Raw genomic sequence first — 19,629 nt, 5'->3', positions numbered from 1 at the left:
GCGGGGGACAGTTCGGGGCGGGCGGCGGTGCTGGTCATGATTCGACGCTAGCAATCCCCGGTCGGGCGCACCGGACGGCGGTGCCCGGGTGGCACACTGTGGGCCATGGGTTTCGGATCGCGGGACGTCGACAAGGGCGTCGTGCTGGTGCTGGGTGGACGCAGTGAGATCGGCCTCGAGGTGGCGCGACGGCTGTCGCCCGGCCGGGTGGTGATTCTGGCGGCGCGGGGCAGCGACCGGTTACAGGAGCAGGCGCGCGAACTGATGATCGCCGAGGCGGCGGCGGTGCACTGCGTGGAGTTCGACGCCGACGATCTGGGCAGCCATCAGCCGCTGCTGGAGAAGATCGTCGCCGAGCACGGGCGCATCGGGGTGGCGGTGGTGGCCTTCGGGATCCTGGGTGATCAGGCACGCGCCGAGGCGGACCCGGCGCACGCGGTCGAAATCGTGACCACCGACTACGTGGCGCAGGTCAGCGTGCTCACCAGCCTGGCGAACCTGCTGCGCGAGCAGGGCGACGGGCAGATCGTGGTGTTCAGCTCCATCGCGGGCGTGCGGGTGCGGCGCGCGAACTACGTGTACGGCTCGGCCAAAGCCGGGTTGGACGGGTTCGCCTCCGGACTGCAGATGGCGTTGCACGGCAGCGGAGTTCACCTGCTGATGGTGCGGTCGGGCTTCGTGATCGGGCGCATGACGGCCGGGATGAAACCGGCCATCATGTCCAGCACCCCGGACTCGGTCGCCGACGCCGTGGTGTCCGGGCTGTACCGGCGCGCCCGGAATGTCGATGTGCCGCGCCGGATTCGGCTGCTGTTCACCGCGATGCGGTTCACGCCGTACGCGCTGTGGCGGCGGGCGCGGCGATGAGTGGAACCCCGGGGCAGACGGTCGGCGGATACGGACCCGAGCGGCCCCTGGTCGTGGTCGGGATCGGGGCCGACGGCTGGGACGGGCTGGGCGGCGCGGCACGGCGCGAGATCGCCGACTGTGAGGTATTGCTCGGCTCCCCACGGCAATTGGCATTGATTCCCGAGGGGATGACCTCGGCCGAGCAGGTGCCCTGGCCCTCGCCCCTGGTCCCCGCGCTGCCGGGGCTGCTCGAACGCTACGCCGCGCGCCGGGTCGGTGTGCTCGCCAGCGGCGACCCCATGTTCTTCGGCATCGGGGTGACGCTGACGAAACTGGTTGGCGCGCAGGCGCTGCGGGTGCTGCCGCAGCCCTCCTCGGCGTCGCTGGCCTGCGCGCGGCTCGGCTGGGCGCTCAACGAGACGCCGGTGGTCAGCGCCGTCGGCCGTCCCGTCGAGACGGTGCTCCCCGAATTGTCCGGCGGGCGCAGGGTTCTGGTGCTGAGCTCCGATGAGCACACGCCCGCGCGGCTGGCGGAGCTGCTGGCGCGCAACGGGTTCGGCGACTCGGCGCTGACGGTGCTCGAGCAGCTCGGCGGGCCGGATGAACGTGTGCTGAGCGGCACCGCCGCGGGCTGGGACCACGCGCCTGGAGACGCGCTCAACATCGTCGCTGTCGACTGTGCCGCGGACCCGGCGGCGCCGCGGTTGACTCGGATCCCCGGCCTGCCCGACGAGGTGTACGGCGGCGACGGCCAGCTCACCAAGTCCGAGGTGCGCACCCTCACGCTGTCGGCGCTCGCGCCCGCGCCCGGGGAACTGCTCTGGGATGTGGGCGGCGGTTCGGGCACCATCGCCATCGAATGGTGCCGCACGCATCCCGCCTGCCACGCCATCGCCTTCGAGCGAATGGAGGCGCGCCGCAAGCAGATCGCCGCCAATGCCACGAGTCTCGGCGTCCCGCGCATCGAGGTGCGCGGCGGTGCGCCCGAATCCTTCGACGGAGCCGCGACACCGGACGCCATCTTCATCGGCGGCGGGCTCACCCAGGACGGCATGTTCGAGGCCTGCTGGGAACGGTTGCGACCCGGCGGACGACTGGTCGCGAGCGCGGTCACCGCCGAATCCGACGCGCTGCTGCTGCGCCTGGCCGAACGCCACGGCGGTGCGCTGCGCCGATTCCAGACCTACCGCGCCGAACCGCTGGGCGGATTCACCGCGTGGCGACCCCAGCTGCCGGTCACCCAGTGGTCGGTCGTGAAACCGCCGATGGCGCAGGGCTAATAGGGGAGGGCGAGGGGACCGGGTTCGAACACGGTCACGAGCACGACGAGGTTGCCGTAGGGCGCCGAGCCGTTGGCCATGCGATGCGCCATGCGCGCGAGCGAGGTGCGCCAGCGGTACTTGGCCTCGATCTCGGCCTGTACGCGCGGCACCAGCGTGCCCGTGCCGACCAGCCGCGCCACGCCCTGCAACTGGCGGGTCCCGACCACCGGATTACCCCGCCAGTCCCCGGGCTGTACCAGCACCCGGCCGTCGTGCGCGAGCTGTTCGGATTCGGCGGCGTACGAGGACGTCCGGAAGGCGAGCCCGTTGTCGCCGATCGGGACCACCAGCCGCGGTGTGGTCACCAGTTGCCCCGGCCCGACGACCCTGGTCACCAGTACCGTCTTGGCCTCGAGCCATACGCGCGCCGCGGGGGAGTACTGCCGTGGTTGCGGTGCCGGGGTGGCCGCGGGCTGGGCGAATTGCGTCCGGGCGGCCGCCGGGTCAATCATCAGGTCTGTCATCGCCTTCGATCCTTCCGTGCCGAAATCCATCTGGAATCGGTGTCGGGCGCGGAGCGAACCGGAAGAGGAAACCCCTCCCACGACGGTTGCCGTGTGTTCGCTCAATCTGGCGACGCGACCTTTTCACTGTGTGTCCACGCCATGGCCCAGCGCAAGCGCGACACACAGGGCGGCCCATCGGAGTTCGCCACACGACCACCGTCGGCCACCCTGCCCCAACACATCTCGATCGGCCGCAGCCGATCCCCTTCGATACTCCAGAAATTCGCGCACCCTGGCAACGACACTGGTCAGACGGCCGCGGCGGCGTAGCCGAGCGATCGCTCTATCGATACCGGTTGGTCTGAGAATGCGGTCGGCGCATGATTCGCGCCCATCGAGGAGCGCCCGGTGCGGTTTACTGGCCGCATGGCATCACTGGGTCGATTCGTCTCGGCTGTGTCGCAGTTCGCGAACAGCCGGGGCGTATACGCGGGGCGGCGGACAGCGAAGATCCATGCGCGGGTATACCGCTGGAGCCGCGGGCGGCTGGGCGGACACCTGCCCGGGCACCCACGGGGGCACATTCTCTTGCTCGAACACGTGGGAGCGAAGAGCGGGATCCGGCGGACCTCACCACTGATGTACGTGACCGACGGGGCGGCGGTGGCGGTCGCGGCGTCGAAGGCGGGACAGCCGGAGCATCCGGGGTGGTATCACAATCTGCTCGCGCATCCGGAGACCACCATCGAGATCGGCGGTGAGGTGCGGGCGGTGCGGGCCCGGGTGGCGGACGCGGCCGAACGCGACCGGCTGTGGCCGCGATTCGTGGCGATGGTGCCGGACTTCGGGTTCTATCAGCGGCGTGCCGCGTCGAGGACCATACCGGTCGTCATTCTGGAACCGCGCTAGCGCCACCACGTTTGGAACGTGGTTGTTTGACCTGTTGGCGGCCGGTTTCGCCTAGGGTGGTCGGCGTGAGTGCCGCCGCGTCGCGAACGATTGCTTTGCCGCACTGCCGGGTGAGTTACGCCGAGTACGGTGCGGGACAGGGGATACCGGTGCTGTACTGCCACGGCGTACCCGGAACACATTTGGAGGGTGAGGCTTTCGACGAGGCCGGGATCGCCGCCGGGATCCGGGTGATCGCGGTGGACCGGCCCGGCATGGCCGAATCCTCGCTCCCGGCGGGGGAGCGGGTCGCCGATTGGGTCGACACGGTGGCCGCGCTGGCGGATCACTTGGCGCTGACGCGCTTCGCGGTGATCGGGGTCAGCGGCGGCGGGCCGTACGCGCTGGCCATCGCGGCACGGCTGCCCGATCGGGTCACCGGCGTCGCCCTGGTCTCCGCGCCCGCCCCGGCCGGTGAGCAGACCGATGCCGCCGAGTTGGATCCGGTGGCGCGCAGGCGGCGCCGGGGGCTGAATGTCCTGCGGCGCGTGCCTTTTCTGGTCCACCCGATGGCCATGGAGATGTCCCTGGTCATCCGGCGCCACAAGGGTGTCGCCGGTCTGGTCGCGCAGATGGCGCCCGTCGACCGTGACCGCGTCGAGAGCGATCCGGAACTGACCGCCAAACTCGAGGACAACCTGCGCCGCAGCTTCGAACAGGGCAGCCGCGGCTTCGCCACCGACATCCGCCTGGTCTTCACCCGCGACTGGGGCTTCGAACTCTCGGATGTGACTGTCCCCGTACAGATCTGGCACGGCGACGCCGATGGCAACGTGCCCGTCGACGATGCCCACCGCCTGGCCGGTGCACTGCCGCACAACCGTCTGCACGTCGTCTCCGGGGCCGGTCATCTCCTTTTCGTCGATCGCCCCGCCGACATCCTGGCGTCCCTCGCCGACCAGCACTGATCGCTCAGTCGCCCGGGTGTTGTCGGAAAAGACTGCCGGTCAGGCTGTTTCGCGCGCGGTGGCCAGGATCGAGGCGATCGCCGGATCGGTGGCGGCGATCTCGTCCAGGGCGGCGGTCAGCGTCTCGTTGTAGGTGTCGCGGGCCTGCTGATAGCGGGTCCGCCCGGCATCGGTGATCACCGTGTAGACGCCGCGCTTGTCATCGGGGCACAGATCGCGATAGGTGAACTCGGCCGCGTTCAATCGGCCGACCAGCCGGGTGACCGAACTCTGATTCAGGCCGATCTTGTCGGCCAGCTCCTGCATGCGCAGCTCATCGTTCTCGGCCTGATCGAGCGCACTCAGTGCCCGGTACTCCGAGAGACCCAGCCCGTGCCGACGCTGCAACGCGGTCGCGAGCCGGTTCTCCACGTGCGCGTGCAGGATCAGCATCCGATTCCACGCCGTGGCGTCATTGCTGACCTGCGTGACTTCGACCTGCGCTGACATCGCTGTCCTCCTCGAGGCTGAACGGCCACCGGACTTTCTCGCCGTCGGCCTTGACACGAGTTTACATGTACATGCATGATCTTTCTCGCGAGGAAAGAACTTGCACATACATACAACTACTGAGGGGATTGATTCCCATGGCCTGGGTCTACCTGCTCATCGCATCCGTCTTCGAGGTCGTCTTCGCGCTGGCGACCAATGCCACCCACGGCTTCACCGTCCTCGGGCCGTCCCTGCTGACCGCCGCCGCGGCCGCGGGCGGCATCTTCTTCCTGAGCCTGGCGCTGAAATCGCTGGATGTCGGTGTCGGCTACACGGTGTGGACCGGCATCGGCTCGGTCGGCACCGTGGTCTTCGGGTCGGTGGTGTTCCACGAGGCCGTCACGCCCGCCAAGGCGCTGGCCTTCGTCCTGATCATCGGGGGAGTGCTGGGCCTGAAGATCGCCGACAAGCTCTCCGCGCGCGCCGAGCAGCTCGACACCGCCGCCGACCAGCTCGACGCCGCACCCGTCGCCTGAAATCCGTTCCACCCGAATCTGTTTCGAGGAGCACCATCATGTCCTGGATCTACCTGCTGATCGCCGCCGTCTTCGAGATCGCCTTCGCGCTGGGCACCAATGCCACCAAGGGCTTCACCCGGCTGTGGCCCTCGGTCTTCACCCTGCTCGCCGCCGCGGGCGGCATCTTCACGCTCAGCCTGGCGTTGCGCACACTGGATGTCGGTGTCGGCTACACGATCTGGACCGGCATCGGCTCGATCGGCACGGTCGTCCTCGGCGCCCTGATCTACAAGGAGAAGATCACCGCGCCGAAGGTCGTCGCCTTCGCGTCCATCATCGCCGGAGCCCTGGTGCTGCGGCTGGCCTCCGGCGCCTGATCGCCGGTTCCGTCCGGGAACCCGCTGCGGTGCAATGCCTTCCGGCGCACCGCTGCGGGTTCGGTGCGTCGCAGGCCGAAACTCAGTGTTCGAGGTAGGAGACGATGCCGCCGACCAGGGCTTCGAGGGCGTCGTCGAGATCGCCGTAGGTGCCGAGGGTGCGTTCGGAGGTGATGCCGCGCATGGCGGCGGGGATGAGGGCGGCGACCTTGCGGATCTTGACCGGGTCGAGTTCGAGATCGGCGAAGGCGTGCTGGCAGGCGTTGTCCCAGTTGGGTTTCCAGGAGGCGAGCTCCGCGGCGGTGAGCGGGAAGTCGCGTTCGAGCTCGGTGTGATCGCGCGGCAAGGCGGCGCGCAGGGTTTCGATGGCCAGCGATTCGGGCTGCCGGAGGCCGGTGGCCATCGCCTGGATCAGTGCCCGCACCCGCTCGTGCAGGGTGCCCTCGCGGGCGAGCCGGGCGGGCAGGTCGCCGCGCTTGTCGGCGGTGTGGCGCAGGACCGCGGCCCACAGGCCGTCGATATCGCCGAACTGGTACTTGATGACACCCCAGGTCGCGCCGATATCGCGGGCGATCCGGTTGCCCGAGACCGCCGCCGGGTCGCCGGTGGCGAGCGAGGCGATGGCCGCCTCGAGCATGCTCTCCCGGGATCGGATGCCGCGCCGGTTCGCGCGCCGCGTACCTGCCGCCTCAGTCACGAAGCCAGATTGTAGCCGCTGACCTGCGAGATCAAGTTTGATAGAAGGCTCTTGTATTTCGTGTTCGCGGCTTCTACCGTGAATCACACCGATGGGCCCGGGAGGATCGAATGGCCAAACCGCCGCTGCCGATGCAGCCGACCGGCTGGTTCCAAGTGGCCTGGGGGAGTGAGATTTCGGCCGGGGCCGTGCACACCATGAAGTATTTCGGGCGCGAAATGGTCGCCTGGCGAACGCATTCGGGGCAGGTCGCCGTATTCGACGCCTACTGTGAGCATCTCGGCGCCCATCTCGGCTACGGCGGTCACGTCGAGGGCGAGAACCTGGTGTGCCCGTTCCACGGCTGGGAATGGAACCGCGAGGGACGCAATGTCTGCATCCCGTACGAGAGCCATCCGAACAAGGGCCGCCGCATCCGCTCCTATCCGGTCGTCGAACGCAACGAGGCGGTGTGGATCTGGTTCGACATCGACGGCAGGTCACCGTATTTCGAGGTGCCGGACCTGTTCGCGGCCTTCGGTGACGGCAAGACCGCCGCCGACTACTATCCGCCGGTCCCGGCGGCGACGCTGTATCGGCCGGGGCTGGAATTGCATCCGCAGTACGTGCTGGAGAACGGCGTCGATTTCGCGCACTTCAAGTTCGTGCACAAGACACCGTTCGTGCCGGAGTTCACCCGTCACGACTTCTCCGGGCCGGTGTCCTATGTCGATTTCACCATCGCCTTCGACGCCGGGGTGACCCAGGACGACGTGCACAGCGGCGTCGAATCGATCAATGCCGGGCTGGGCTGCTCGATCACCAAGAGCTGGGGCATGGTCGACAACCGCACCATGCCGGCGGTGACACCGGTGGACGAGCACACCTGCGATGTCCGATTCACCGTGTGGATCGGCCGCAAGCCAGGCGACGACTCCCAGGAACTTAGCCCGTACGGCAAGGCGATGGCCGACTACGTGATCGAGCAGTTCGAAGCCGACATCCACATCTGGGCGCACCAGCGCTACTCGGACCCACCGGCGTTGTCGCGCAAGGAATTCGATGGGTTCACCGCGCTGCGCGCCTGGGCGAGCCAGTTCTACCCCACCGAGGATCGAAAGGCCCTGTCCTGATGAGTAACGCGGCAAAGATCCGGGTCTTCCAGGTCGCCACCGGCAATGTCGGCACCGAGATGATCTCCCGCATCCGCAATCATCCCGACCTGGAACTGGTCGGTCTGCACTGCTATTCGGTGGAGAAGATCGGTCGCGATGCCGGTGAGATCGCGGGCATCGGACCGATCGGTGTGGTCGCGACCGGCTCTGTCCAGGAGATCATCGAGGCCCGGCCCGATGTGCTGACCTTCCACGGTGTGTTCCCCGACGAGGACCTCTACGAGCGGGTGCTGGAAGCCGGAATCGACGTGGTCACCACCGCGGACTGGATCACCGGCTTCCACCGCGACACCAATCATCCGCATCCCTCGGGCCGCAAGGTCAGCGAGGTCATCCAATCCGCCTGTGAGCGTGGCGGTTCGACCTTCTACGGGACCGGCATGAATCCCGGTCTGGCGCAGATTCTGAGTATCGTGCACACCGCCGACGTCGCCGATATCGAGAACGTCACCGTCACCGAATCGGTCGACGTGTCCTGCCATCATTCGGTCGACACCTGGAAGGCCGTCGGCTACGGCCGCCCGATCGACGATCCGACGATTCCCGCTTCACTGCACAAGTACACCGCGGTCTTCGCCGACTCCGTCTATCTGATGGCCGACGCCTTCGGCCTCGAACTCGACGAGGTGGCCTTCCGCTACGAGCTCGGCGCGTGCACCAAGGACATCGATCTCGGCTGGTACTTCCTGCCCAAGGGCTCGCTCGGGGCCAACTACATCAAATACCAGGGCATGGTCGACGGCGTGCCGCGCGTGGAGACCCACCTCGAGTGGCAGATGACCCCGCACACCGAACCGTCGTGGAACATCAAGGGCTGCTACATCACCCAGGTCATCGGCGATCCGACCATCTACAGCAAGCATATGATCCTGCCGCCCAGGGGTTTCGACCTGTCCGATCCGGAGAACTTCGCCTCCATCGGCATGACCGTCACCGGCCTGCCGGCCCTGAATTCGATCAAATCCGTGGTCGCCGCGCGCCCGGGCATCATCACCAGCGCCGATCTGCCATTGCGCGCCTTCGCGGGCCGCTTCAAACGCTGATCACGCCTTGCCGGTGGCCGCCACCTCCGGGGTCGCGACGTCGTAGCGGCGGACATAGGCCGACAGGAACGCCTGCGCGGTGGCCGTCACCGGAATCGCCAGCAGCGCACCCGTCGCGCCGAACAACGCCGCGCCCGCGAGCACCGCGCCGAAGGCCACGGCGGGATGCATGTCCAGGGTGGTCGCGGTGATGCGCGGTTGCAGCAGGTAATTCTCGAACTGCTGATACACCACGATGAATCCGAGGATCCACAGCGCCGTCCGCGGACTGTGGGCCAGCGCCACCATCACCGGCAGCGCGCCCGCGAGGTAGGTGCCGACGGTGGGAATGAACTGCGACACCACGCCCACCCACAGCGCCAGCGCGAACGCCGACGGAATGTCGAGCACCCGCATCGCGATGTAGTGCGCCACCGCCGAGCAGAAAGCCAGCAGTGCACGCGAATACAGGTAGCCGCCGGTCTTCTCGACCGCGATGTCCCAGGCGCGCAGCACATGCTGCTGCCGCCGCGGCGGCAGCAGTGAGCACACGGCATTGCGGAAGCGCGGCCCGTCGGCGGCGAAGTAGTAGGTGAACAGCAGCACGCCCAAACCCTGGAACAGCACGCCCAGCGCGGTGGTCCCGATACCCCACACATCCCCGGCCAAGCCCAGCGCCCACGATTGCAGCGACGAACTCAGCTCCGAGGAGCGATCGGTCAGATCGGTGACCGAGACATCGGTGTGGAACGTGGAATTGACCCACGTGACCGTGCTCTCGGTGTACTCGGGCAGGTTCTTGATCAGCATGGTCACCTGCCCGACCACCAATTCGCCCATGGTCCACACGAATCCGACCAGCACCCCGGTCACCACCACGAACACCGACAGCGTCGCCGCTCCGCGCTTCCAGCCCCGCGCCGCCAGCCAGTTCACCGCGGGCTCGATGGCGAAGGCCAGGAACAGCGACACCACCAGCACCGTCAGCAGACCGTGCAGGCGCATCAACGCCCAGAAGGTGATGACGACCCCCGCCACGGTGGCCGCCGCCAGCAGGTACGCGCGCGGCAGCCAGGCCGGGAGCACCGCCGCGGCCAGCCGGTCGGGCGTGATCGCGGTGTCGTCCTTGGTGTCCGGGGGCGGCGGGCCGTCGTCCGGAGTTGGCTCGCCCGCTGCGCTGGTGGTCGTCTCGTCTGGCACACCGCCAACGTAGCGGCGTCGCGGCCCGATCCGTCGGCCCGGACCGGGCGTGTTGCGCGGTCGGCGGGTGCTCAGGAGCCGGAGCCGCTGGTTCGCAAGTGAACCCGGAGGACGTCCCCGCGGCCGGTGGCGACCATCAGGTCGTCGGAGTTCGGGAGCGCGGCCACCGCCGCCAAGGGGTCGCGGTTCAGCAGCGTGCAGGTGGTGTGGGTATCGGGATCCACGCGCAGGAGAGCGCCGGATGTGGAGGCCACGTAGAGGAATCCGTCCCGGCTCGCCGCGAGATCGTCGGCCAGCGCCGTCTCCACGGTGGTGCTCTGCCGGGCGGAGTCGGCGATCGGGATGCGCAGCAGTCGGCCCTGCGGGGTGAGGTAGACGGTGGTGTAGACCGAATCGCCGTGGACGGCAAGGCCGTTGACGCCGAACATCCTGGCCTGCGCGGACCACTCGGTGTCGATCGTGGCGTCGGGGCGGACCCGTAGCACCCCGATTCCGGTGTCGGCGACGTACAGATTGCCCGCGCTATCGAACGCGGCTCCGTTGGCCATGGTCAAACCGCTGACGAAGGGTTCGGCGACGGGCGTGGCGGCCGCCGGATCGAAGCGGACGACACCGCTGTCGTGCACGCCGGGTGCGAAGTTCAGCGAATTGTCGCCGTAGACCACATACAGCAGCTGGTCGGGACCCAGCCGAATCGCGCCCGGTGAGGGCACCGGCACCGTCGCGGTGATCCGGCCCGCGGCGTCGTAACGCTGGACCTCGTTGCGGTAGAGCCGCGCCACCCACAGATTGCCCTGCGCGTCGAACCCGAGGTTCTCGGCCCAGTCCACGAATGGGATCACCGCGGTGGCGACCGTGGACACGGTGACGGACGGGCACGAATCCGATTGGGCCCGTGCGGTCGCCGGTGCGGCGACACCGGCGGCCGCCAGCGCGAGCAGGGCCGCGCCCGCCGCCACGCCGCGGCGGGACCGAGTGCGATGGTGGGGGAAGGGTTTCACGGTCGGTGATGGTAAGCACCCGCGCCACCCGGTTGCCTGGGTGCGCTACACCCCGGCACCCGCCAGGGCCGCGGCGGTGGCACTGCCGGGCTCGGCCCGATAGACCATCAGCCGCTGACCGGCCGCGCCGCGCACATCGAAGGATTCGTAGGTCAGCGCGAGCGCGCCGAGCTCGGGATGACGGAACCGCCTGGCCTCGCTCGTCGCCGCGCACAGCGTGTACGAATGCCACAGCTCGGCGAATTCGGCACTGGCGTCGAGGAGCTCGGCTACCACCTGCCGCAGCCGCCGGTCCTCCGGAAACAGCGCGCCCGCCTGCCGGAAGCCCGCGACCATGGCCTGGCAGGTCCAGGTCCACTCGACGCAGAACCGGCGGGCCGCCGGTTCGAGAAAGGTCATGCGGGCCAGATTGTCCAGGCGCGGGAATCCGGCGAAGAAGACCTCGGCCACCGCATTGGCGGCGAGGATGTCCATCGCCGGGTTCAACACCAGAGCCGGTGCGGCCGGATAGGAATCGAGCAGGCCGCGCACCGTCGGACCGACCGTCTCACTGGAGGTCCGCGCGGGCGCGGCGATGCCCCCGAGCCGATACAGATGCTCGCGCAACGCCTCGTTCAGCCGCAACGCCGAACTCAACGCCGCCAGCATCTGCGCCGACGGGTGACGCTCACGTCCCTGTTCGAGCCGGGTGTAGTAGTCGGCGTTCATGCCGGCGAGCTCGGCGACTTCCTCGCGCCGCAATCCCGCGACCCGCCGACGGCCGTGTGCGACCAGCCCGGCCTCCTCCGGCCGCACGGCCCCGCGGCAGGCACGCAAGAATTCGCCGAGTTCGTTGACTCGTGCGTCGCCGGAGCGTTGCCGTGTCATCGCGCCGCCGGGTGGGCGAGGCGTTCGACCGCGTCGGTGAGGCTGGTCAGGCGGACCACCGAGTCGGGCAGTAGCACGTCCTGCCAGCCGTCTCCGCCCACGTTGACGCGGGCGTCGGCGGCCAGGCAGGCGCGCACGGCCGAGGTCAGCGCGGTCGCCTCCCGCTGGGACCAGAGCATGACGGTGGCGGGAGCGGGCATGCGGTCCAGTGTCGCGCTCAATGCCTCGGTCGGGACGTCCGGGCCGAGCATGCGCGCGCCGATCCCGCGTTCGGACAGCGCGGCGTGCAGCACTTCCAATGGCAGCGAATGGGTTTCACCGCTCGTGCAGGCCAGCACCAGCGTCGGGGCGGGATGCGAGGGCACCGGCGGCGTGAGGCGGTGCAGGGTGGCGATGAGGCACCACGACAGCAGGTGCTCCACGTCGATGCACCGGTCGCCACCCAGCTGGCGGTCCACGACCTCCGCGAAGGCGGGGCGGCACAACCCATTCCAGGTCTCGACCACGCCGTGGGCGCGCACATGCTGTTCGAGCAGACCGCACACCAGCTGCTCGTCGAGCGCGAACGCGGCGGCCAGCAGCACCGCCCGGTCGCCGCGCGGCAAGGCCGGACCGCGAATGGCGGCCGCCGCCGCGGCCGCGCTCATACCGGTGTCGAGCAGTTCGCGCATCCGCACGAGCGCCGCGATATCGCCTTCGGAGTAGAGCCGATGCCGTCCGGGCCGATCCTGGCGAGGCCCGATGCCGTAGCGGCGATTCCAGCTGCGCAGGGTGGCGGTCGGGATGCCGAGGCGCTCGGCGACCACGCGGACGGAATAACCGGCCTGATCCGGGGTGATCGTCGGACGGGGTGACATGACCCTGATTGTGCCCGGGCCGCGTCGACGATGTGCGGGCGGCGCTGCTGCGACACCGTCGACGCTTCGGGCACCCAGCCGTTACTCGTGTTTCCCGGAGTCGCCGTGTTCTGGGACCGGATCGATACTAGCAAAATGATGCACTAACGATGCGGATTTCGGTGGAGAGCACGTAGCGGGCGATGGTCAGCGCTGGGCGGTGTCGAATTCGGTTGCGGCGGGCGGATTCTCGCCGAGCAGGTGGCGCAGGGCGGAGTCGAGATCGGGATTGCGGAAGTGATGCCCGGCCGCCGTCAGTGCGGCGGGCAGTACGCGCTGACTGGCGGCGGCGAGTTCCCGGTTGCCCTGGGAACCCAGCAGCAGCGCGGGGCCGAACCTGGGGACCGGCAGCAGCGCGGGCCGGTGCAGCGCTGCCGCCAGCGTCGCGGTGTAGTCGGTGTTGCGCACGGGGTCGGGCGCCACGGCGTTGACGGGGCCCGACAGCGAATCGTCCCACAGCGCACGGTGATACACGTCGACCAGATCGTCGATGCCGATCCAGGACATCCATTGCCGGCCATCGCCGATGCGCCCGCCGAGCCCGAGCGCGAACAGCGGGCGCAGCAGGCGCAGCGTGCCGCCGGCGGGGGACTGCACGATGCCGGTGCGTACCCGGACGACCCGGACCCCGGCCTCGGCCGCGGGGTCGGTGGCGGCCTCCCAGTCGGCGACGACATCGGCGAGGAAGCCCTCGCCGCGGCCGCTGTCCTCGGTCAGCGTCTCGTCGCCGCGATCGTAGCCGTAATAGCCGATCGCCGACGCGCTGGCGAAGACCTCGATCCCGGCGCGCGCGGCGAGTTCGGCCAGGGCCCGGGTGGGTCCGATGCGGCTCTCGGCGATCTCGCGGCGATGCCGTTCGGTGAACCGGCCCGCGATCGACGCACCGGCCAGGTGGATCAGCGCATCGACGCCGTCGAGCAGCGCGGGATCGGGCGCGGCCGGATTCCATTGCCGCTCAGCGGGTTCGCGTGGCGTGCGGCGGACCAGCCGCACCATGGTGTGGCCGCCGGTGCTCAGGAAGGCCGTCAACGCCGACCCCACGAGCCCGCCGGCCCCGGTGACGGCAATGGTCCGGGGACCGAGTCCAGCCCGGGCCGCTCGCCGGTGCGCGGCGAGATCCTCGGCGAGCTGGCGATAGCGGTAGCCGAAGGTGGCCCGCAGCAATGCGGCGGGCACCGGCGTGTGCACCCGGTCGATGACCCTGGTGTGCTCGGCGTCCACCGCTTCGAACTCGTGGATGTGGCGCCAGCGCATCAACAGTGCCGCGGGCCGGGAAGCGGGACCCGTCGCGGCGACCTCGTCGGCGAAACGATGCGGCGGATCGTAGGCGGCCGGATCGTGGCGGGCGACCCAGCGCAGACCCGCTGGCAAACCGAGTACCGCTTGTCCGTCGGCGAGGGAACGGGTTTCCTCGAGCAGCCGGATCGGTTGCCAGGGTGGTGCCAGTCGCGCGAAGGCGCCGGGACGGGAGAACCAGTCGAAGACGTCGGTCAGCGGTGCGGAGACGACGCTCGAACACTCGATGCCCATGCCTCGACTCTAGGCCCCCATCGAAAAGGGTGCCACGATTGTGCATCGTTCAATGCGTTCAATCTATTTATGTGTAACTGCCGGTAGCGGAAACGTGGGCGCTGTGACACGCTGGAGCGGCAATGGCGCGATCGCAGGAGGTACCGATGTCGACGAGGACGAACGTATCCGCCGGTGGGTCCGGTGGCGTGTGGAGTGATCCGGGGCGGATCGCCACGTTTCGCCGCGGTGAGTTGGAATTTCCGGTGGTCGATTCCGGCCCGCTCGCCGGTGAACCGGTTCTGCTGCTGCACGGTTGGCCGCAGGACGCGCGCAGTTGGGCGGCGACGGCGGAACTGTTGAACCAGGCGGGATTCCGCACGTTCGCGCCGGATCTGCGGGGCGCCAGCGCCACCGCGGCTCCCCGCTGGCGCTGGGAGTATCGGCTCGACGAACAGGCCCGCGATGTGCTGTCGATGATCGGGCAGATCGGGCGGCCGGTGCATCTGGTCGGCCACGACTGGGGTGCGGCCGCGGCCTGGGCGGCGGCGATCCACGGGCAGGGTCAGGTGCGGTCGCTGACCGCGCTGTCGGTCCCGCATCCGGGCGCGTTCCTGCGGGCGATGCTCACCAGCCGCCAAGGGGTGGCGTCCTGGTACATGTATCTGTTTCAGCTGCCGCTGATTCCGGAATTCATGATGCGGACGGCCGCGTTCCCGACGCTGCTGCGGCGGACCGGACAGTCCCCGGAGGTGGCCCGTCGCGACGCGGATCGGTTGCGCGACAGGGCGATCGCGCGCGGGGGACTGCATTGGTATCGCGGGATGCCGTTCACCTCTCCGCGCCTGCTGCGCGGCCGTGTCGACGTGCCGGTGCTGCAGATCTGGAGCGACCGCGACACCGCGGTCCTCGACACCGGTGTGAAATCGACCCACCGGTATGTCGACGGTCCCTTTCGCCTCGAGGTGCTACCCGGTGTGTCCCACTGGATTCCGGAGGAGGCCCCCGAACCCCTCAGCCGGCTGCTGATCGAGCATTTCCGCTGACGGCCGGGGCCTAACCGACTATCGGAAGGAAGATCGGTGCGTGCTCGGGTACCACCGGGCGCCCGGGCGCGATCGGTGCGATGCGCCGGTACGGTCGGCCCAATTCCGGGCGCGGGTCGGCGTCGCCGTTGTTCGGCCACATGGACGCCGCGCGTTCCGCCTGGGCCGCGATGGTCAGCGACGGATTCACGCCCAGGTTCGCCGAGATCGCCGAGCCATCGGCGATGCTGAGCGTCGGGTACCCGTACACCCGGTGATACGGGTCGATCACACCCTGCTCGGCATTCGATCCGATGACGCAGCCGCCGATGAAATGCGCGGTCATGGGCAGGTTGAACAGATCCGGCCAGGTACTGCCCGGGGTCGCGCCGAGCTGGTCGGCGACGCGGCGGGTGGCCTCGTGCCCGACCGGGATCCAGCCGGGATTCGGTGCGCCGTAACCGGGTTCGCTGGTGAAGCGGCGACGGCCGAAGAGTCCGCGCCGGGTGGAGGTGGTCAGCGAATTGTCCAGGCTCTGCATGACCAGCAGGATGAGCGTCCGCTCGCTCCACTGCTTGGTGCGCAGCAGCCGCACGGTCCGGACCGGGTGTGACAGTGCGGGAATCGCGACCTTGACCCAGCGCGGCACCCGGCCGTCGCCGTCGATCATGTAGGTCTGCAGCAGCCCCATGGCGTTGGAGCCCTTGCCGTAGCGCACCGGTTCGATATGGGTGTCGGGCGTGGGATGGAACGACGAGGTGATGGCCACCCCGCCGGTGAGGTCCACGGCGGGATCGACCGTCGTGCGCCCGGCCCCGAGGATGGCCTCGGAATTGGTGCGGGTCAGCACGCCCAGCCGCGGTGAGCGCCGGCAGCACCCCGGCGTCTCGCATGGCGAACAGCAGTCGTTGCGTTCCCCAGGTTCCGGCGGCGAGCACCACCTGCCGGGCGGCGAAGACGGTGCGGCGGCGTCGGATTCGCGCGGCGGTATCCCTGGTTTCGATGCGCCAGCCGCCGTCGGTCCCCGGCCGCAGCGCGGTGACCGTCGTCATCGGATGCACTCGGGCCCCGGCGCGTTCGGCGAGCCCGAGGTAGTTCTTGACGAGGGTGTTCTTCGCGCCGTGCCGGCACCCGGTCATGCACTCGCCGCATTCGAGACAGCCGGTGCGTGCGGGTCCGACGCCGCCGAAATACGGGTCGGGGACGGTCTTTCCGGGTTCCCCGAAATACACTCCGACCGGTGTCGGCACGAACGTGTCGCCCGCGCCCATCTGCTCGGCGACCGCGGCGATGATCCGGTCCGGGTCGGTGCGGCGCGGGTTGGTGACGACCCCGAGCATGCGCCGGGCCCGTTCGTAATGCGGGGCGAGTTCGGTCTCCCAGTCGGTGATTTCGGCCCATTGCCGGTCCCGGAAGAACGCCGGGCCGGGCTGATAGAGGGTATTGGCGTAATTCAGTGATCCGCCGCCGACTCCGGCCCCGGCGAGAATGAAGCAGTCGCGCAGCCGGTGAATCCGCTGAATTCCGTAGCAGCCCAGCCGCGGCGCCCACAGGTAGCGGCGGAGATCCCAATTCGTGCGGGCGAAATCGTCATCGGCGAAACGCCGTCCGGCTTCGAGGATCCCGACCCGGTAGCCCTTTTCGGTCAGCCGCAGCGCGGTGACGCTGCCGCCGAATCCCGACCCGACGATCACGACATCGTAGTCGGCCTCGCGCGTGCCCATGGTCCACCTCCGAACTCGGACGGTAACAGCGTAATTCGAGGTCCGGTGCGTTTCGCGGACGTCTTTGTGGCGGATCCCAGGCGCGGCGACGCGGCTTTGGAGACTGCTCCCGAAAAGTGAGCGGATCTCACCAACACTCGTCGATGCCCGTCCGCGGCCGGTTACACCAAACGCTTGTTTACGCAGATCATTCGGCCGATTCACGGTCGCGTGCCGCTCGCCGCGAAAGAGAGTGGAAGGTGAGCCCGTGATCATCTTAGAGTTCGACAACCACCGATGAAGTGCGTAGATCGGAAGGAAGTCGACGATGACAACCGACGGAACGTCGCGGGTGGGCCTGACCGTCTCCGGTCAGCCGATGTCCACCCCGCTGCAAGATGTGCGAACGGTATCCCGGCAGCTGGTAGGCCATTTCGTCGACCACGTCATCCCGTGCGCCACCCTGCCCGGTGACCTCATCTCCGGCGAGGTCACCACCGTCACCCGGGTATGCCTGGAACTGGCGGTGAGCATGCTCGACGGCCGGGACCTCCCGGCCAAGACCGGCAGGCTGGCCGAGGCCGCGGCCGGCTGGGCGCGCGAGGGCGTGCCCATCGACACCGTCCTGCACTCCATCCACGAGGGTTTCAAGCTCGGCATGGATCGGGTCATGTCCCGGGCGACCGCGCAGGATCACGAGGATCTGATCGACGGCGCGAAACTCGTGGTGACACTGCTGGATACGATCAGCGCGACCGTCGCCCGCGCTTACGTGCGCGAGCACAAGGCCGTGGTCGGCGAGCACCACACCGCCGTGCACACCCTCACCTCGGCGCTACTGGGCGGACACCCGACCTCGACCATGGCCCGCGAATGCGGCATCGAGATCGCGGCCGAGTATTACGTGCTGGCCCTTGCCATTCCGGCGCATCCGGACGAACAGCACCCGATGCTAGACGGCAAGGTGGTGGCGCGCCGCAAACTGCGCCGCGTGCAGGCCGAACTCGCGACCCGCTGCGGCGAGGCGCCGCTGGCATTGCTGAGTGTGGACGGCGGCACCATCCTCATCCCCACGACGACGCTCGCCGATGAGCGCCTGAACGAGCTGATCGCCCTGCTCTCCGCGGCCGGGCGGGTGCCCATCACCGCTGCGCTGGTGGTCGCCGCCCCGGAGGCGATACCGGACGCGACCGACCGCGCGCACGAACTGCTGGACATGGTGCAGCGGCTCGAGTGCGTGGCCGGGCTCTACCGGTTCACCGATATGGCCCTGGAATACCAGCTCACCCGGCCGGGCCCGGGCCGCGAAACCCTGAGGGCGGTACTGGATCCGCTGGACGCGCATCCGGAATTGCTGCAGACCCTGCAATGCCATATCGGCAACAATCTCAGTCGCCAGCGCACCGCTCGCCTCATGCATATCCATACCAACACCGTGGATTATCGGCTGAAACGCATCAGCCAGCTGACCGGTCTGGATCCCACCCGCACCGCCGACCTGTGGCAGTTACGCTCGGCGCTCATCGCGCGATCGTTCTCCGATCACGCGGTCAGCGCGCGGCCGACGGTGCGAAACTGACCTCGGTGCTGGCGTAACCGAAGAGCCTGCGGCCCTGGGATATCGCCTCGATCGCGACGGTGGCGGTGCGGTGGTGGCGATCGCGGGCGACGATCCGGCCGGTGAAGTCGATGTCGGCGTCCCCGCCCTCGGGGATGGTCAGGTAGTGGACATGATTCGCGAATTCGGCGCGAAATTTGGTCACCGCCGCGGGGTCGCGGGTCCAGGATGTGACATATCCGGCGGCCAGCGCCGAGACCAGCATGCCGGGCGCCACCACCGTCCGCGCGTCGCCGTGCGGATCGGGAACGAGGAGGTCTTCGGGGTGCGGGCCACCCACGGCGCGTGCGTAATTCGCCAGATCGCGCGCCCTCAGGGTGGCTCCCGCGGAAGGCAACCGGGTGTCCTCGGTGAGCCGGTCGAAGTCGACGCGGGTACGTGGCGGCCGGGTGCGCCGCAGGTCGGCGGTGACGGTGGCGTCGGCCTCGGTGCGGCCCGGGCGTGAGAAGGCTTCGCGGGCCCGGGTGTCCACGTGATCGCGGGTGCGCGCCAGGAGTGCGGTGGAGCCGGTCTGGACCTGGACGCCGTGCCGATCGGTGAGGACGGCGGTGAGGGTGAGGACGTCGAAAGATCGGAAATGCCGAAAGGATTCGAAGTACACCTCGCAGGTGAGCAGATCCCCGGCGAGCAGCGGGCGGCCGAGGTCCAGGGTCTGGTCCACGTGCACGACGCGATCGAGGCGGTAGCCGGTGATCAGCTTCTCCAGGACCTCGCGCCGCGCCCGCTGCCACACCACGGCCGCGAAGGTGGGCGGGGCGACCACGGCATCGAATCCCAGGCGCGCGGCCGCCGCCTCCTGCCAGTGGGCGGGATGGAAAGCCTGTACGGCGCGGGCGAATTCGCGGATACGGGCCCGCTCCACCGGGAAGGGTTCCGCGCAGCGGTAATGCCGTCCGACGAGTGCCAGAGCCTGCTCGGCTCCGGCGGTGAGGGTGTCACGGTTCATTGTCTTTCCTCTCCGGATCCGAGTCTTTCCGCCCCGGTTCCGTCTGCGCGGAATTCGACCGATATCTGGAAGTTCTCACGGAATATCGGTCTCGACATTGGTGAGCTGATCCAGGGTTCGGCGCGAGCCCTTCTGAGGCCTTCCGGGAGCGG

19 protein-coding genes and 1 pseudogene are annotated in these 19,629 nt (G+C 68.9%); 10 read left to right on the top strand and 10 right to left on the bottom strand.

From position 1 onward, the window contains the following. The first annotated feature begins 105 nt into the window (after positions 1-105). Both ACAM49_RS08970 and cbiE read left to right on the top strand, forming a co-directional pair. Positions 106-867: an SDR family NAD(P)-dependent oxidoreductase gene (locus ACAM49_RS08970; RefSeq protein WP_369634984.1), complete on the top strand. Its 762-nt coding sequence runs from the start codon at positions 106-108 to the stop codon at positions 865-867. Next, positions 864-2,129: a precorrin-6y C5,15-methyltransferase (decarboxylating) subunit CbiE gene (cbiE, locus tag ACAM49_RS08965; RefSeq protein ID WP_369634983.1), complete on the top strand. Its 1,266-nt coding sequence runs from the start codon at positions 864-866 to the stop codon at positions 2,127-2,129. Before ACAM49_RS08970 ends, cbiE begins: the two co-directional genes overlap by 4 nt. Here the strand turns inward: cbiE and ACAM49_RS08960 are convergent. Further along, the gene (locus ACAM49_RS08960; RefSeq protein WP_369634982.1) at positions 2,126-2,635 is read right to left on the bottom strand and encodes a hypothetical protein; all 510 of its coding nucleotides are present in this window, start codon (positions 2,633-2,635) and stop codon (positions 2,126-2,128) included. The genes cbiE and ACAM49_RS08960 overlap by 4 nt on opposite strands. A 408-nt stretch (positions 2,636-3,043) precedes the next feature. Here ACAM49_RS08960 and ACAM49_RS08955 point away from each other — a divergent pair, with 408 nt between their 5' ends. Both ACAM49_RS08955 and ACAM49_RS08950 read left to right on the top strand, forming a co-directional pair. Continuing rightward, positions 3,044-3,526: a nitroreductase/quinone reductase family protein gene (locus ACAM49_RS08955; protein WP_369634981.1), complete on the top strand. Its 483-nt coding sequence runs from the start codon at positions 3,044-3,046 to the stop codon at positions 3,524-3,526. A 65-nt stretch (positions 3,527-3,591) separates the two neighbouring features. Further along, complete coding sequence (locus ACAM49_RS08950) at positions 3,592-4,473, top strand: alpha/beta fold hydrolase (protein WP_369634980.1); 882 nt, start codon at positions 3,592-3,594, stop codon at positions 4,471-4,473. Positions 4,474-4,512: 39 nt separating this feature from the next. On the opposite strand, the gene ACAM49_RS08945 is transcribed toward ACAM49_RS08950, so the two are convergent. Beyond that, positions 4,513-4,962: a MarR family winged helix-turn-helix transcriptional regulator gene (locus ACAM49_RS08945; RefSeq protein WP_369634979.1), complete on the bottom strand. Its 450-nt coding sequence runs from the start codon at positions 4,960-4,962 to the stop codon at positions 4,513-4,515. 137 nt (positions 4,963-5,099) lie between these two features. On the opposite strand from ACAM49_RS08945, the gene ACAM49_RS08940 reads away from it, so the two are divergent. Both ACAM49_RS08940 and ACAM49_RS08935 read left to right on the top strand, forming a co-directional pair. Continuing rightward, positions 5,100-5,480: a multidrug efflux SMR transporter gene (locus ACAM49_RS08940; protein WP_369634978.1), complete on the top strand. Its 381-nt coding sequence runs from the start codon at positions 5,100-5,102 to the stop codon at positions 5,478-5,480. Between the two features lie 38 nt (positions 5,481-5,518). Continuing rightward, entirely contained in the window at positions 5,519-5,839 is a 321-nt protein-coding gene (locus ACAM49_RS08935; protein ID WP_369634977.1) for a multidrug efflux SMR transporter, read from the top strand. An 82-nt stretch (positions 5,840-5,921) separates the two neighbouring features. Here ACAM49_RS08935 and ACAM49_RS08930 read toward each other — a convergent pair whose 3' ends face one another. Beyond that, positions 5,922-6,536 carry a TetR/AcrR family transcriptional regulator gene (locus tag ACAM49_RS08930; RefSeq protein ID WP_369634976.1) on the bottom strand — a complete coding sequence of 205 codons (615 nt, stop codon included), beginning with the start codon at positions 6,534-6,536 and terminating at the stop codon, positions 5,922-5,924. A gap of 110 nt (positions 6,537-6,646) precedes the next feature. Here ACAM49_RS08930 and ACAM49_RS08925 point away from each other — a divergent pair, with 110 nt between their 5' ends. Together ACAM49_RS08925 and ACAM49_RS08920 are read left to right on the top strand one after the other, a co-directional pair. Beyond that, positions 6,647-7,648 carry a Rieske 2Fe-2S domain-containing protein gene (locus ACAM49_RS08925; protein WP_369634975.1) on the top strand — a complete coding sequence of 334 codons (1,002 nt, stop codon included), beginning with the start codon at positions 6,647-6,649 and terminating at the stop codon, positions 7,646-7,648. Continuing rightward, a complete protein-coding gene (locus ACAM49_RS08920) occupies positions 7,648-8,733 on the top strand; it encodes a dihydrodipicolinate reductase (RefSeq protein WP_369634974.1) in 1,086 nt (361 codons plus the stop codon). The genes ACAM49_RS08925 and ACAM49_RS08920 overlap by 1 nt, the downstream gene beginning before the upstream one ends. Here ACAM49_RS08920 and ACAM49_RS08915 read toward each other — a convergent pair whose 3' ends face one another. From ACAM49_RS08915 to ACAM49_RS08895, 5 genes are all read right to left on the bottom strand, one after another. Next, complete coding sequence (locus ACAM49_RS08915) at positions 8,734-9,912, bottom strand: AI-2E family transporter (protein ID WP_369634973.1); 1,179 nt, start codon at positions 9,910-9,912, stop codon at positions 8,734-8,736. 71 nt (positions 9,913-9,983) lie between these two features. Beyond that, positions 9,984-10,913 carry an SMP-30/gluconolactonase/LRE family protein gene (locus ACAM49_RS08910; RefSeq protein ID WP_369634972.1) on the bottom strand — a complete coding sequence of 310 codons (930 nt, stop codon included), beginning with the start codon at positions 10,911-10,913 and terminating at the stop codon, positions 9,984-9,986. Between the two features lie 45 nt (positions 10,914-10,958). Then, on the bottom strand, positions 10,959-11,780 hold the full coding sequence (locus tag ACAM49_RS08905) for a helix-turn-helix transcriptional regulator (RefSeq protein WP_369634971.1): 822 nt from the start codon (positions 11,778-11,780) through the stop codon (positions 10,959-10,961). After that, positions 11,777-12,637, bottom strand: coding sequence for a MerR family transcriptional regulator (locus ACAM49_RS08900; protein WP_369634970.1), 861 nt, complete (start codon positions 12,635-12,637; stop codon positions 11,777-11,779). The genes ACAM49_RS08905 and ACAM49_RS08900 overlap by 4 nt, the downstream gene beginning before the upstream one ends. Positions 12,638-12,823: 186 nt before the next feature. Beyond that, positions 12,824-14,206: a TIGR01777 family oxidoreductase gene (locus ACAM49_RS08895; RefSeq protein ID WP_369634969.1), complete on the bottom strand. Its 1,383-nt coding sequence runs from the start codon at positions 14,204-14,206 to the stop codon at positions 12,824-12,826. Positions 14,207-14,352: 146 nt separating this feature from the next. On the opposite strand from ACAM49_RS08895, the gene ACAM49_RS08890 reads away from it, so the two are divergent. Further along, positions 14,353-15,231, top strand: coding sequence for an alpha/beta fold hydrolase (locus ACAM49_RS08890; RefSeq protein WP_369634968.1), 879 nt, complete (start codon positions 14,353-14,355; stop codon positions 15,229-15,231). A 10-nt stretch (positions 15,232-15,241) separates the two neighbouring features. On the opposite strand, the pseudogene ACAM49_RS08885 reads toward ACAM49_RS08890, so the two are convergent. Continuing rightward, positions 15,242-16,934: pseudogene (locus tag ACAM49_RS08885) on the bottom strand (FAD-dependent oxidoreductase). A 307-nt stretch (positions 16,935-17,241) separates the two neighbouring features. On the opposite strand from ACAM49_RS08885, the gene ACAM49_RS08880 reads away from it, so the two are divergent. After that, entirely contained in the window at positions 17,242-18,492 is a 1,251-nt protein-coding gene (locus ACAM49_RS08880) for a PucR family transcriptional regulator (protein ID WP_369634967.1), read from the top strand. Here the strand turns inward: ACAM49_RS08880 and ACAM49_RS08875 are convergent. Beyond that, positions 18,464-19,477 (bottom strand): MaoC family dehydratase N-terminal domain-containing protein, encoded by a 1,014-nt coding sequence (locus ACAM49_RS08875; protein WP_369634966.1) that lies wholly within the window; start codon positions 19,475-19,477, stop codon positions 18,464-18,466. The two genes, ACAM49_RS08880 and ACAM49_RS08875, sit on opposite strands and share 29 nt — an antisense overlap. Positions 19,478-19,629 lie beyond the last annotated feature (152 nt).

The organism is Nocardia sp. JMUB6875 (assembly GCF_041154655.1).
In the GTDB taxonomy this organism is placed as follows: domain Bacteria; phylum Actinomycetota; class Actinomycetes; order Mycobacteriales; family Mycobacteriaceae; genus Nocardia.
Note: the sequence above shows the minus strand (reverse complement) of the source record. Positions and strands in the feature narration are given on the sequence as shown.